At 68.2% G+C, this 13,150-nt stretch carries 11 protein-coding genes; 7 read left to right on the top strand and 4 right to left on the bottom strand.

The features are described from left to right. The first annotated feature begins 9 nt into the window (after positions 1-9). Positions 10-1,134, top strand: coding sequence for an ABC transporter ATP-binding protein (locus ACWDR4_RS10980; protein ID WP_450406726.1), 1,125 nt, complete (start codon positions 10-12; stop codon positions 1,132-1,134). 540 nt (positions 1,135-1,674) lie between these two features. After that, entirely contained in the window at positions 1,675-2,052 is a 378-nt protein-coding gene (locus ACWDR4_RS10975; RefSeq protein ID WP_450406723.1) for a VOC family protein, read from the top strand. Here the strand turns inward: ACWDR4_RS10975 and ACWDR4_RS10970 are convergent, their stop codons facing one another. The 4 genes from ACWDR4_RS10970 to ACWDR4_RS10955 form a co-directional block, all read right to left on the bottom strand. Next, positions 2,053-3,090, bottom strand: coding sequence for an ABC transporter ATP-binding protein (locus ACWDR4_RS10970; RefSeq protein ID WP_450406720.1), 1,038 nt, complete (start codon positions 3,088-3,090; stop codon positions 2,053-2,055). A gap of 19 nt (positions 3,091-3,109) precedes the next feature. After that, positions 3,110-4,093 carry an ABC transporter permease gene (locus ACWDR4_RS10965; protein ID WP_450406718.1) on the bottom strand — a complete coding sequence of 328 codons (984 nt, stop codon included), beginning with the start codon at positions 4,091-4,093 and terminating at the stop codon, positions 3,110-3,112. Between the two features lie 206 nt (positions 4,094-4,299). Beyond that, positions 4,300-6,084 (bottom strand): ABC transporter substrate-binding protein, encoded by a 1,785-nt coding sequence (locus tag ACWDR4_RS10960; RefSeq protein ID WP_450406716.1) that lies wholly within the window; start codon positions 6,082-6,084, stop codon positions 4,300-4,302. A gap of 94 nt (positions 6,085-6,178) precedes the next feature. Then, complete coding sequence (locus tag ACWDR4_RS10955) at positions 6,179-7,207, bottom strand: ABC transporter permease (protein WP_450406713.1); 1,029 nt, start codon at positions 7,205-7,207, stop codon at positions 6,179-6,181. A 255-nt stretch (positions 7,208-7,462) separates the two neighbouring features. On the opposite strand from ACWDR4_RS10955, the gene ACWDR4_RS10950 reads away from it, so the two are divergent. From ACWDR4_RS10950 to ACWDR4_RS10930, 5 genes are read left to right on the top strand one after another with little or no spacing between them, the layout of a single operon-like run. Beyond that, on the top strand, positions 7,463-9,109 hold the full coding sequence (locus tag ACWDR4_RS10950; RefSeq protein ID WP_450406711.1) for a peptide ABC transporter substrate-binding protein: 1,647 nt from the start codon (positions 7,463-7,465) through the stop codon (positions 9,107-9,109). Positions 9,110-9,163: 54 nt separating this feature from the next. Next, the gene (locus tag ACWDR4_RS10945) at positions 9,164-10,087 is read left to right on the top strand and encodes an ABC transporter permease (RefSeq protein ID WP_450406709.1); all 924 of its coding nucleotides are present in this window, start codon (positions 9,164-9,166) and stop codon (positions 10,085-10,087) included. After that, complete coding sequence (locus ACWDR4_RS10940; protein ID WP_450406707.1) at positions 10,080-11,054, top strand: ABC transporter permease; 975 nt, start codon at positions 10,080-10,082, stop codon at positions 11,052-11,054. Before ACWDR4_RS10945 ends, ACWDR4_RS10940 begins: the two co-directional genes overlap by 8 nt. An 8-nt stretch (positions 11,055-11,062) precedes the next feature. Then, on the top strand, positions 11,063-12,055 hold the full coding sequence (locus tag ACWDR4_RS10935) for an ABC transporter ATP-binding protein (protein WP_450406705.1): 993 nt from the start codon (positions 11,063-11,065) through the stop codon (positions 12,053-12,055). Beyond that, positions 12,039-13,130 carry an ABC transporter ATP-binding protein gene (locus tag ACWDR4_RS10930; protein WP_450406702.1) on the top strand — a complete coding sequence of 364 codons (1,092 nt, stop codon included), beginning with the start codon at positions 12,039-12,041 and terminating at the stop codon, positions 13,128-13,130. Before ACWDR4_RS10935 ends, ACWDR4_RS10930 begins: the two co-directional genes overlap by 17 nt. Positions 13,131-13,150 lie beyond the last annotated feature (20 nt).

Below are 13,150 nucleotides of genomic sequence, written 5' to 3'. Positions count from 1 at the left end.
CACCGCGACATGAGCGACAACCTCACCCTCCCCGCACAGCAGGGTTCCGCCGGCACGTCGACCGAGGAACTGCTCAAGGTCGAGGGCCTCCAGAAGCACTTTCCGATCTACGGTGGCTTCCCGATCAAACGAAAAGTCGGCGCCGTCCAGGCGGTCGACGGCATCGACCTGAGCATCGGCGTCGCCGAGAGCGTCGGTCTGGTGGGCGAGTCGGGCTGCGGCAAGTCGACCGCGGGCCGACTCATCACCCGGCTCCTGGAGCCGACCGGCGGCAAGATCACGTACTCGGGCCAGGACATCACGCGTGCCTCGCGCAGGCAGCTGGCGCCGGTCCGGTCCGAGATCCAGATGATCTTCCAGGACCCGTACAGCTCCCTCAACCCGCGGCAGACCGTCGGCACGATCATCAAGTCGCCGATGGAGGTCAACGGGATCGAGCCGGCGGGCGGCCGGGAGAAGAAGGTCCGGGAGCTCCTTGAGCTGGTCGGTCTCAACCCCGAGCACTACAACCGCTTCCCGCACGAGTTCTCCGGCGGTCAGCGCCAGCGCATCGGGGTGGCCCGCGCGCTGGCCCTGCAGCCGAAGCTGATCGTGGCGGACGAGCCGGTCTCCGCGCTCGACGTCTCCATCCAGGCCCAGGTGGTGAACCTCCTCAAGAAGGTCCAGGAGGAGATGGGCATCGCGTTCCTGTTCATCGCCCACGACCTGGCGATCGTCCGGCACTTCTCGCAGCGCGTCGCGGTGATGTACCTCGGCAAGATCGTCGAGGTCGGCGACCGGGACTCGATCTACAACCGCCCGCGTCACCCGTACACCCACGCCCTCCTCTCCGCCGTCCCCGAGGTGGCGATGGACGACGAGACGGAGGCCCGTGAGCGCATCCGCCTCGCCGGTGACGTCCCGTCGCCGATCCACCCGCCGTCCGGCTGCCGCTTCCGCACCCGCTGCTGGAAGGCCCAGGACAAGTGCGCGAGCGAGGAGCCCCCGCTGCTCCAGATCTCCGGCAACCGCGAGGGCCACCTGACGGCCTGCCACTTCCCGGAGGAGCCGACAACGGAGGCCCGCGACGAGGACGTCGTCCTGGACCCGGCCCTGAAGGCACTTGAGTCGGAGGACACGGCAGGCAAGCAGTAGCGAGAAGGGGGCGCGGGGCCAGCGGGCTCCCGCCCCCACCGAGGGCGCCTGAGGGGCGCCTCGGGGGCGTTTCCGGGGGCGCGGGGAGGCGCTTTTACGGGGGCGCTGGGAAGGCGCCTTTTGCGGCGCCTCTGCAGGGCGGGAGGGGCCGCCTTCTAGAGGCGCGGGGCGCGCTTTCCAGGGGAGTTCGCGCAGCCCGGCGCTAACGGGGTGCCGCTCTCGGTGGGACGGGAGCCGCCCCTAGCGGCACGCATGCCCGCAGTTGGGCGGGCGGGCCTGCTTTAGGGGCGCGGGGAACTGCGCGACAAGCCCCCACCGGGCGGGGTTTTTAGGGGCGCGGGGAACTGCGCGACAAGCCCCCACCGGGCGGGGTTTTTAGGGGCGCGAGGAACTGCGCGACCAGCCCCCACCGACCCGCAGCCGACAACCAACCGCCGAACCCCGCACCCGCCCCGCCCGCCGACACATATTCGCTCGACTTCCACCCCCGAGTCCGGGACGCTCACACGCGACGACCCTCAAACGGCCCGGAGGCCCAGCTTGTCCTTCTCCACGATCCACAGCATCACCTTCGACTGCACCAACGACCCCTACGAACTCGCCCTGTTCTGGAGCCGGCTGCTAGGCCGCCCCCTAGCCGACGACGACAAGCCCGGCGACCCGGAGGCACTGATCGCGGACCCGGCCGGAGGCCCCCGCCTGCTGTTCATCCGCGTGCCGGAGGGCAAGACGGCCAAGAACCGCGTGCATCTCGACCTCACGCCACACGGCCGCACCCGCGACGAGGAGGTCGAGCGCGCGCTCTCCCTCGGAGCCCGGCTCGTCGCGGACCACCGCAGGCCCGACGGCGGCGGCTGGGCCCTCATGGCCGACCCCGAGGGCAACGAATTCTGCGTGGAGCGCGGCGAGTTGGGCTGATCAGCAGGCCTGCGCGGTGACGTAGTCGGCGTGGTACTCCACGCGCTGCGCCGACGTCAGATGACAGGCCGCACCATGCGCGGCGGTACGGGGCAGGTCCGGACGCCGGCTCGCACAGCGGCCCGCCGGCACCTGCTCCCGGAACGCGCAGCGCGGCTCGAACCGGCAGCCCGGGGGCGGGTCGAGGAGCGACGGGGGCGTGCCCGGGATCGGGGACAGCGGCACGTCCACCGGGGCGCTCAGGGCGGGCATCGAGCCCAGCAGGCCCCAGGTGTACGGGTGTTGGGGCGTCCTCAGTACCTCGCGCCGGGTGCCGCGCTCCACCGCCCGGCCCGCGTACATCACCAGGATGTCGTCCGCCATCCGGGAGATGACGCCGAGGTCGTGCGTGATGAAGACGATCGACGTGCCGAACTCCTGCTGGAGGTCCCGCAGCAGGTCCATGATCTGGGCCTGGACCGTGACGTCCAGGGCGGTCGTCGGTTCGTCGGCGATCAGGAGTTCCGGGTCGCACACCAACGCCATGGCGATCATCACCCGTTGGCGCATCCCGCCGGAGAACTGGTGGGGGTAGTCGTCCGCCCGTACCGCCGGCTGCGGGATGCCGACCCGCCTCAGCATCTCCATCGCCCGCGCCCTGGACTCCCTCCTGGACGCGCCCGTGTGCTTCGCGTACGTCTCCGCGATCTGCCTGCCCACCGTGTGGTACGGCGACAGGGACGCCAGCGCGTCCTGGAAGATCATGGCCATCTTGCTGCCGCGGAGCCGCTCCAGCTCCCGTTCCCGCGCCGTCAGCAACTCCGTGCCGTCCAGCACGATCTCCCCGGCCAGCGTCGTACGCGCACGGTCGTGCAGCCCCAGGATCGCCAGATTCGTCACCGACTTGCCCGAGCCGGACTCGCCGACGATGCCCAGGGTCCGGCCGCGCTCCACGTCGAAGGAGAGCCCGTCGACCGCCCGTACGTCACCGTCGTCGGTGGCGAAGTGGACGTGCAGATCCCGTACGGAGAGGAAGGGGCCGGTAGCCGACTCGGCCATGGAGGTCACCAGGTCCCCTCTACGCCAGCCTGATCCGCGGGTCGATCAGGGCGTACACCGCGTCCACCACGATGTTCGCGACGACGATGGCGGCGGCGGCGACGAGCACGACCCCCAGCAGCAGCGGCAGGTCGTTGTCCCGTACCGCCTTGATGGACAGGGCGCCGATGCCGTGCAGGCCGAAGGTCTCCTCGGTGATGATCGCGCCGCCGAGCAGATAGCCGATGTCGAGGCCCAGGATCGTGACGATCGGGCCCATCGCGCCCCGCCAGGCGAACCGGAAGAACACCGTACGGCGGGACAGGCCCTTGGCGCGGGCCGTACGGACGTAGTCCTCGGCGAGGGTCTCCACGAGCTGGGAGCGGGTCATCCGGGTGTAGTTGGCGGTGAAGATGATCGCGAGGACGAACCAGGGCAGCAGCAGGCCCTTGAACCAGGCCGCCGGGTCCTGGGTGAAGCCGACGCTGTCCTGGGGGCGGGGGAGGATGCCCCACTGGTCGGAGAGGTAGTACATGGCGACCACGCCGACGATGTAGATCTGCAGGGACGAGCCGATCAGCGAGACCGACGACGCGATCTTGTCCAGGGCGCGGCCCTGCTTCACCGCCGCCAGCATGCCCGTACCGACACCGAGGACCACGAACACCACCGAGCTGCCGAGGGCGAGGGACAGGGTGGTGGGGAAGCGGTTGGTGATCAGGCCGAGGACCGGCTCGTGGTTGGTGAAGGAGTAGCCGAGGCAGGGCGCCGCACAGTGCCCGAGCCCGGCGTAGTCGCGGCCCACGAACACCCCCGCCAGCCAGTGCCAGTACTGCAACGGCAGCGGATCGTCGATCCCCAGGTTGCGCCGGACGAGCGCGAGCGTCTCCGGCGTGCAGAGCTTGCCGCAGGCACTGCGGGCCGGGTCGCGCGGAGCGACGTAGAAGAGCACGAAGGTGATCGCACTGATGACGAGAAGGATCATCAGCGCACTGAGCGTCCGACGAAGAACAAAGCGGAACATGGCGATCGATTTCCCTGGCGAAACCCCCGACACCGGTCCCTGGTGGGTGGGACTGGCGCCGGGGGTGGTCGGGTGGGCGGGGTGGGGCGCCCCGCAACGGGGAGGGGAGCCCGCTACGGAGTGGGGCGCCCGCTAGGGGCCGCCCCTCAGGGGCGCGGGGAACTGCGCGACCAGCCCCCACGGGCCCGCAGCGAACGACGAACTGCCTACGCCTTGGCGTACAGCTTGTAGAGCACGAACGACGAGTTCAGGGGGTCGTACTCGGCCCCGCCAACCTTGCTCCCGTACAGATAGAACCGCCGCTGATAAGTCTCCGGAATGATCGGCGCCTCCTCCGCCATCAACCGCTTGTCCAGCGCGGCCCACGCCGCGTTCGCCTTCGTCGGGTCGGTCAACGCCGCGGCCTGGTCGATCGCGGCGTCGACCCAACTCACCTTCAGCTGCGAGACGTTGTTCGCCCCGTTGGCGATCGTCCGCCCGTCGAAGAGCGGCTGGAGCATGGTGTAGCCGGTGGGCCAGTCCGGGGACCAGCCGAACCACATCACGTCGAAGGAGTTGTCGATCTGCTGGATCTGGTCGTAGTAGCTGGTCGACTCCACCGGCTTGATCACCGGGTCGAAGCCCGCCTCCTTCAGGGCGTTGGAGATGACGACCTTCGTCTTCTCGTAGGCGTCGTTGCCGCCCTGCGGGTAGGTGTAGACGATCTTCTGGCCGAGCTTGCCGGCCTCCTTCAGCAGCGCCTTCGCCTTCGCGGTGTCGCCCTGCGGCTTCGTCAGCTTGCCGTAGATGTCGAACTTCACCCGGCCGGCCATGTCCGGGCCGAGGATCGTCGTCGCGTAGTCACCGGCGGACGGGCCGCCGTAGATGGTCCGGATCTGCTGCAACGGCCAGGCGTAGTTGAGCGCCTGACGGACCTTCAGGTCGGTGATCCGCTTGCAGTTGATGGCGTAGTAGTACAGGCCCGTCAGCAGCCCGTCGACGGTACGGCTCTTCAGCGCGGGCGTCGTCAGCACCTTCTGGATGCGCTCGGCCGGCACCCCGCTGTACGCCATCACCGCGTACTGGTCGGTCCCGGAGTCCGCGATCAGCCGGTCGGAGGTCTGGAGCGCCTCGGGGCCGAACTCGAAGGCGAACGAGTCCGGGTAGGCGTTGCGGATCGGGTCGGTCGCCGGGTCCCAGTGCGTGTTGCGGACCATCGTCAGCGACTTGTCGACGGAGTGCTGGGAGAGCCGGTAGGGCCCGCAGGAGAACGGGTCCTTGTCGTACTTCTCCTTGGTGTCGTGCTTCGCGGACACGGCTCCGTACGACTGCATCGCCAGCGTCCAGTTGAGGTCCGGGCGGGCCGTCCTGAGGTGGAAGGTGATCGTCTTCTTCGCGGTGTCCGTGACTACCGAGTCGAGGTGCTTGCCGTCGTACGGGCCCTTGTAGACCGAGCGGAAGTCGTTGCTGCCGGTCAGCGCGGCCTGGAGGTAGGTGGCGCCCTCGGTGGTGAAGCTGGCGAAGCCGCGCTCGATGCCGTGCCGTACGTCGTCGACGGTCAGCTCGCTGCCGTCCTCCCACTTCAGTCCGTCCTTCAGGGTGAAGGTCCAGGTCTTGCCGCCGTCCGCCATCGTGCCGGTGTCGGTGGCGAGGTCGCCGACGAGCTTCATCGCGCCGCCGTCGATGCGGTAGCCGGTCAGACAGCGGATGTAGAGGTTGCCGACCTCGGAGTTCCACGAGTAGTAGATGCGCTGCGGGTCGAGGTGCGAGAAGTCCTGCGGGCCGATCGGCCGGATCGTGCCGCCCTTCTTCGCCCCGGGGATCTCCGGCGCGGGCCCCGTGGAGTCCTCTTTGGTGCCGATGCTGACCGACGAGTACTTGCCGGCCGTGACCGCGCCGCCCCCCGACGTACCGCCACCGCCTCCACCACCGCTGCTGCACGCGGACAGGACCATGGAGCCGCCGGCGGCTACCGAGGTGGCGATGACGAAGTTTCTGCGGGAGAGAGACATGGGGTGTCCTGCCTGAATCAGGGAGAAGGAGTGTTTCCCGGGGTTTCCGGATTTTTGTGCGGGGCCGGTGCGAGGGGAGGGGCCGCGCCGGATTTCAGCGCCTCGTCTTCGGGTCCAGTGCGTCGCGCACGGAGTCGCCGAGGAGGTTGAAGGCGATCACGAAGACCACCATCGACAGGCCGGGGAAGAGCATGTAGGTGATGTCGTTCTGGTAGACCTGCGCGCCGCGCTGGATCATCACGCCCCAGTCGGGCGTGGGGTCGCTCAGCCCGACCCCGAGGAAGGCGAGCGCCGCCTCGGTGGTGACGTACATGGGCAGCGCGAGGGTCGCCTGGATGAGGATCGGGGTCCACAGGTTGGGCAGCAGCTCCCTGAAGATGATCCGGGCCGGGGAGGCCCCGGTGACCTTGGCGGACTCCACGAACTCCCGTTCGCGCAGGGCGAGCACCTCACCGCGCAGCAGCCGGGCGATGGGCGCCCAGCCGAACGCGGTCATCACGGAGATCAGGCTGACGACGGTCAGCCAGGTCGGGGTGTTCTCCTCCGGTGACACGAAGATCGAGATCATCACCGGCCAGAAGGCGATGAAGAACAGCGTGGAGGGGAACGCCAGCAGGATGTCGATCACCCGGCCGACGAAACCGTCGATCCGCCCGCCCATGTAGCCGGCCGTGACACCGACGACGATGCCGAGCAGGGTGACCAGCACGGTCGTCACCGTGGCGATGAGCAGCGAGTTGCGGATGCCGTACAGCAGCAGGGTGAAGACGTCCCGGCCGAGCTGCGGCTCGACCCCGAACCAGAAGTCGCCGCTGATGCCGCCGTTGGGTCTGATCGGGAAACCGAACTCGTTGAGCAGTCCGGTGCCGTTCTGGCCGTACGTCGTGTACGGGTCCTTGCCGTAGACCCTGGCGATCAGCGGGGCGGCGACGCCCGCGACGAAGAACAGCACCACCACGACGGCCGAGACGAGCCCGGTCGGGTCGCGGCGGAAGCGCAGCCAGGCGATCCGCCCCGGCGAGCGGCCGGTGCCGCCACGGGCCGGCGCGGTGGGCGTCGGCGGTACGGCACCGGAATCGGCCGCCACCCGGGGTGTGGTGGCGGAAGGCGTAGACGAGGTCACATTGGGGACTTTTCTGCGCCGGTTCAGTCGCCGTCAATGTTTTGTTGACGCCTTTGATCTGGACTTTTGCCCTTTGACCCGGGGGAGGGGCGCCACTTGGTTCAGCTTTGGACGGCCATGACCAAAGAGGGACCAAAGAGGGAGGGGGACCCGTACGGGCCGCCCAGACGTGCGCTATGGGTGCTCTGCGCCGATATTGACCGATAACGGTATGGCGCACTGAACCGGTATGGCGCACTGAACAGGAGGCACTCCATGCGTGGAGCCACGCACGTCCGATGGGCCGCATGTGCGGTGGCGGTAGCTCTCGCGGCGACCGCCTGCGGGGGCGACGACAGCGACAGCGGCGGCGGCAGTGGCAGCGGTGACGGCACCGGAGTGCTCAGCTCCTCCTGGGGCGACCCGCAGAACCCGCTGGAGCCCGCCAACACCAACGAGGTACAGGGCGGCAAGGTCCTCGACATGGTCTTCCGCGGACTGAAGCGGTACGACGCCAAGACCGGCAAGGCCAACGACATGATGGCCGAGAGCATCGAGACGACGGACTCGCAGAACTTCACCGTCACCATCAAGGACGGCTGGAAGTTCAGCAACGGCGAGGCCGTCACCGCCAAGTCGTTCGTCGACGCCTGGAACTACGGCGCCAGCCTGAAGAACAACCAGAAGAACGCGTACTTCTTCGGCTACATCGACGGCTACGACAAGGCCCACCCCGAGGACGGCAGCAAGCAGACCGCCGACACCCTCTCCGGGCTCAGGGTGACCGGCACCAACACCTTCACCGTCAAGCTCAACCAGAAGTTCTCGACGTTCCCCGACACCCTCGGCTACTCGGCCTTCTCGCCGCTGCCCCAGTCCTTCTTCACGGACCACGCGGCCTGGCTGAGCAAGCCCGTCGGCAACGGCCCGTACATGATCGACTCGTACACCAAGGGCTCCCAGATGTCCCTGCGGAAGTGGGACGCGTACTCGGGCACCGACAAGGCGCAGAACGGCGGCGTCGACCTCAAGGTCTACACCGACAACAACACCGCCTACACCGACCTGATGGCCGGCAACCTCGACCTCGTCGACGACGTGCCCGCCTCCCAGCTCACGAACGTCAAGAGCGACCTCGGCGACCGGTACATCAACACGCCCGCCGGCATCATCCAGACCCTCGCCTTCCCGTTCTACGACAAGGACTGGGACAAGCCCGGCATGGAGAAGGTCCGCACCGGTCTCTCCCGGGCGATCAACCGCGAGCAGATCACCGACACGATCTTCCAGAAGACCCGCACCCCCGCCACCGACTGGACCTCACCCGTCCTCGGCGAGGAGGGCGGCTACAAGGAAGGCCTGTGCGGCGACGCCTGCGAGTACGACCCCGAGGAGGCCAAGAAGCTCATCGAGGAGGGCGGCGGCTTCCCCGGCGGCCAGGTCAAGATCTCGTACAACGCGGACACCGGCTCGCACAAGCAGTGGGTCGACGCGGTCTGCAACAGCGTCAACAACGCGCTCGACAACGACAAGGCCTGCGTCGGCAACCCGGTCGGCACCTTCGCCGACTTCCGCAACCAGATCACCCAGTCCAAGATGTCGGGCCCGTTCCGCGCGGGCTGGCAGATGGACTACCCGCTCATCCAGAACTTCCTCCAGCCGCTCTACTACACCAACGCCTCCTCCAACGACGGCAAGTGGACCAACAAGGAGTTCGACAAGCTCGTCGACGAGGCCAACGCGGAGACCGACCAGGCCAAGGCCGTCGAGCTGTTCCAGCAGGCCGAGGAGGTCCTGCGGGACGACATGGGCGCCATCCCGCTCTGGTACCAGAACGGCAGCGCCGGCTACTCGGAACGCCTCTCGGACGTGGCCCTGAACCCGTTCAGCCTGCCCGTGTACAGCGAGATCAAGGTCAGCTGAGCCGCCGGGGGCGGGCCTCTCGGAGCGCCCGCCCCCACAACCTCCGGAGCCCTCATGGGACGGTACGTGATCCGGCGTCTGCTGCAGATGATCCCGGTCTTCATCGGCGCCACCCTGCTGATCTTCCTGATGGTGAACGTGATGGGCGACCCCATCGCGGGCCTCTGCGGCGACCGGCAGTGCGACCCGGCCACGGCCGCCCGGCTCCGCAAGGAGTTCGGCCTCGACAAGCCCGTCTGGCAGCAATACCTGACCTACATGGGCAACGTCTTCACCGGCGACTTCGGCACCGCCTTCAACGGCCAGGAGGTCACCGAGCTGATGTCGACGGCGTTCCCCGTCACCATCCGGCTCACGATCGTGGCGATCTTCTTCGAGATCGTCATCGGCATCACCCTGGGCGTGGTGACCGGCCTGCGCCGCGGCAAGCCCGTCGACACCGGCGTCCTCCTGGGCACCCTGGTCGTCATCTCGGTCCCGACCTTCGTCACCGGTCTGCTGCTCCAACTGCTGCTGGGCGTCGAGTGGGGCTGGATCAAACCGTCGGTGTCGACGGACGCCACCTTCGACGAACTGATCGTCCCCGGCCTGGTCCTGGCCTCGGTCTCACTGGCCTACGTGACCCGCCTGACCCGCACCTCGATCGCGGAGAACAGACGCTCCGACTACGTCCGTACAGCGGTCGCCAAGGGCCTGCCCAGGCGCCGGGTGATCACGCGCCACCTGCTCCGAAACTCCCTGATCCCGGTGGTCACCTTCATCGGCACGGACGTCGGCGCGCTGATGGGCGGCGCGATCGTCACCGAGCGGATCTTCAACATCCACGGCGTCGGCTACCAGCTCTACCAGGGCATCCTCCGCCAGAACACCCAGACGGTCGTCGGCTTCGTGACCGTCCTCGTCCTCGTCTTCCTGGTCGCCAACCTGCTCGTCGACCTCCTGTACGCCGTACTCGACCCGAGGATCCGCTATGCCTGAGCAGCCTCACGACGACGGAGCGATCGCGGCGACCGGCATGGGCGGCGCGATGGACCTCGCGATGAGCGAGGCGGAGACCCTGGAGAAGCGCCCGGGCGGCGACGGCGGCGGCTCGGCCGACAAGCCCCGCAGCCTCTGGTCGGACGCCTGGCAGGACCTGCGCCGCAACCCCGTCTTCCTCATCGCCGCACTCGTCATCCTCTTCCTCGTCGTCATCTCCATCTGGCCCTCGGCGATCGCCTCCGGCAACCCCCTGAAGTGCGACCTCGCCAACGCTCAGAAGGGTTCCAGTCCCGGCCATCCCTTCGGATACGACGGCCAGGGCTGCGACGTCTACACGCGCACGGTCTACGGCGCCCGTACGTCCGTCACGGTCGGCGTCTGCGCCACGCTCGGGGTCGCCATCCTCGGGTCCGTCCTCGGCGGGCTCGCCGGGTTCTTCGGCGGGATCTGGGACTCGGTCCTGTCCCGGATCACCGACGTGTTCTTCGCGATCCCCGTCGTCCTCGGCGGCCTGGTCCTGCTCTCCGTGGTGACCAGCTCGACGGTCTGGCCCGTCATCGGGTTCATGGTGCTGCTCGGCTGGCCGCAGATCTCCCGTATCGCCCGCGGCTCGGTCATCACCGCCAAACAGAACGACTACGTCCAGGCGGCCCGCGCCCTCGGCGCCTCCAACTCCCGCATGCTGCTACGGCACATCACGCCCAACGCCGTGGCACCCGTGATCGTCGTGGCCACCATCGCACTCGGCACGTACATCGCCCTGGAGGCGACCCTGTCCTACCTGGGTGTAGGCCTGAAGCCGCCCACCGTCTCCTGGGGCATCGACATCAGCGCGGCCTCCCCGTTCATCCGCAACGCCCCGCACGCCCTCCTCTGGCCCTCCGGAGCGCTCGCGGTCACCGTCCTCGCGTTCATCATGCTCGGCGACGCGGTGCGCGACGCCCTCGACCCGAAGCTGAGGTGACCGGCGCCATGCTCCTCGAAGTACGCGACCTCCACGTGGAGTTCAGAACCCGGGACGGGGTCGCCAAGGCCGTCAACGGCGTCACCTACAGCGTGGACGCGGGTGAGACGTTGGCCGTGCTCGGCGAGTCCGGCTCCGGCAAGTCGGTCACGGCCCAGGCGGTCATGGGCATCCTCGACACGCCGCCCGGGAAGATCACCGGCGGCGAAATCCTGTTCCAGGGCCAGGACTTGCTCACCTTCAAGGAGGAGGAGCGCCGGAAGGTCAGGGGCGCCCAGATGGCGATGATCTTCCAGGACGCGCTGTCGTCCCTGAACCCGGTGCTCAGCGTGGGCGAGCAGCTCGGCGAGATGTTCACCGTGCACCGCGGAATGTCCCGAAAGGACGCCCGTACCAAGGCGGTTGAACTGATGGAGCGGGTCCGCATCCCGGCCGCCGCCCAGCGCGTACGGGACTATCCGCACCAGTTCTCCGGAGGCATGCGCCAGCGCATCATGATCGCCATGGCGCTGGCCCTGGAACCGGACCTGATCATCGCCGACGAACCGACGACGGCCCTCGACGTGACCGTCCAGGCCCAAGTCATGGACCTCCTCGCCGAGTTGCAGCGCGAACTGAACATGGGCCTGATCCTCATCACCCACGACCTGGGAGTCGTCGCAGACGTCGCCGACAAGATCGCCGTCATGTACGCGGGCCGGATCATCGAGTCGGCGCCGGTCCACGACATCTACAAGGCGCCCGCCCACCCGTACACCAAGGGCCTGTTGGAGTCGATCCCGCGCCTCGACCAGAAGGGCCGCGAGCTGTACGCCATCAAGGGCCTGCCACCGAACCTGATGAACATCCCGCCGGGCTGCGCCTTCAACCCGCGCTGCCCGATGGCCCAGGACATCTGCCGTACGGAGGTACCGCCGTTGGCGGAAGTCGACTCGGCGGACGGGGTCCGCAGAAGCGCCTGCTTCTTCTGGAGGGAGACGCTGGATGCCCACCATGGCTAAGACCTCCGAGCCGATCCTCGAAGTGACCGGGCTGGTCAAGCACTACCCCCTCACCCAGGGCATCCTCTTCAAGAAGCAGGTCGGCGCGGTCCGGGCCGTCGACGGCGTCGACTTCGCCCTCGACGCGGGCGAAACCCTGGGCATCGTGGGCGAGTCGGGCTGCGGCAAGTCGACGGTCGCCAAGATGCTGGTCAACCTGGAGAAGCCGACGGCCGGGACGATCAAGTACAAGGGCGAGGACATCACCAAGATGTCCGGCAAGGCGCTGAAGGCCGTACGCCGGAACATCCAGATGGTCTTCCAGGACCCGTACACCTCCCTCAACCCCCGGATGACGGTCGGCGACATCATCGGGGAGCCCTACGAGATCCACCCCGAGGTCGCGCCCAAGGGAGACCGGCGCCAGAAGGTCCAGGACCTGCTGGACGTGGTCGGCCTCAACCCTGAGTACATCAACCGCTACCCCCACCAGTTCTCCGGCGGCCAGCGCCAACGCATCGGCATCGCACGGGGGTTGGCGCTGCGCCCCGAGATCATCGTCGCCGACGAACCGGTGTCGGCGCTCGACGTCTCGGTCCAGGCGCAGGTGATCAACCTGCTGGACAAGCTCCAGAGCGAGTTCAATCTGTCGTACGTCTTCATCGCGCACGACCTGTCGATCGTGCGGCACATCTCGGACCGGGTCGGGGTGATGTACCTCGGCCGGATCGTGGAGATCGGGCGCGACGCCGAGATCTACGACCACCCGACGCACCCCTACACCCAGGCACTGCTCTCCGCCGTGCCCGTCCCCGACCCCGAGGCCCGCGAACACCGGGAGCGCATCATCCTCTACGGCGAGGTGCCCTCCCCGGCCAACCCGCCCTCCGGCTGCCGCTTCCGCACCCGCTGCTGGAAGGCCCAGGAGCGGTGCGCCCTGGAGGTACCACTGCTGGCGGTGCCGGCGGAGTTCCGGCTGACGACGGGGCCGGCGGCGCATGACTCGGCGTGTCATTTCGCGGAGGAGAAGGCCGTCGTACCGCCGGAGGAACCCCCTGCGGACTCTGCGGACGATCTTGCCGACGGGGTGAAATAACCACACAAACAACCGTGAAT

Source organism: Streptomyces sp. NPDC000878, assembly GCF_053599695.1.
Note: the sequence above shows the minus strand (reverse complement) of the source record. Positions and strands in the feature narration are given on the sequence as shown.

What these genes read in the sequence shown, in the direction of transcription:
- ACWDR4_RS10980 (WP_450406726.1), top strand. Translation starts at nt 10, where the DNA reads ATGAGCGACAACCTCACCCTCCCCGCACAGCAGGGTTCCGCCGGCACG.
- ACWDR4_RS10970 (WP_450406720.1), bottom strand. Translation starts at nt 3,090, where the DNA reads ATGGCCGAGTCGGCTACCGGCCCCTTCCTCTCCGTACGGGATCTGCAC.
- ACWDR4_RS10965 (WP_450406718.1), bottom strand. Translation starts at nt 4,093, where the DNA reads ATGTTCCGCTTTGTTCTTCGTCGGACGCTCAGTGCGCTGATGATCCTT.
- ACWDR4_RS10960 (WP_450406716.1), bottom strand. Translation starts at nt 6,084, where the DNA reads ATGTCTCTCTCCCGCAGAAACTTCGTCATCGCCACCTCGGTAGCCGCC.
- ACWDR4_RS10950 (WP_450406711.1), top strand. Translation starts at nt 7,463, where the DNA reads ATGCGTGGAGCCACGCACGTCCGATGGGCCGCATGTGCGGTGGCGGTA.
- ACWDR4_RS10945 (WP_450406709.1), top strand. Translation starts at nt 9,164, where the DNA reads ATGGGACGGTACGTGATCCGGCGTCTGCTGCAGATGATCCCGGTCTTC.
- ACWDR4_RS10940 (WP_450406707.1), top strand. Translation starts at nt 10,080, where the DNA reads ATGCCTGAGCAGCCTCACGACGACGGAGCGATCGCGGCGACCGGCATG.
- ACWDR4_RS10935 (WP_450406705.1), top strand. Translation starts at nt 11,063, where the DNA reads ATGCTCCTCGAAGTACGCGACCTCCACGTGGAGTTCAGAACCCGGGAC.
- ACWDR4_RS10930 (WP_450406702.1), top strand. Translation starts at nt 12,039, where the DNA reads ATGCCCACCATGGCTAAGACCTCCGAGCCGATCCTCGAAGTGACCGGG.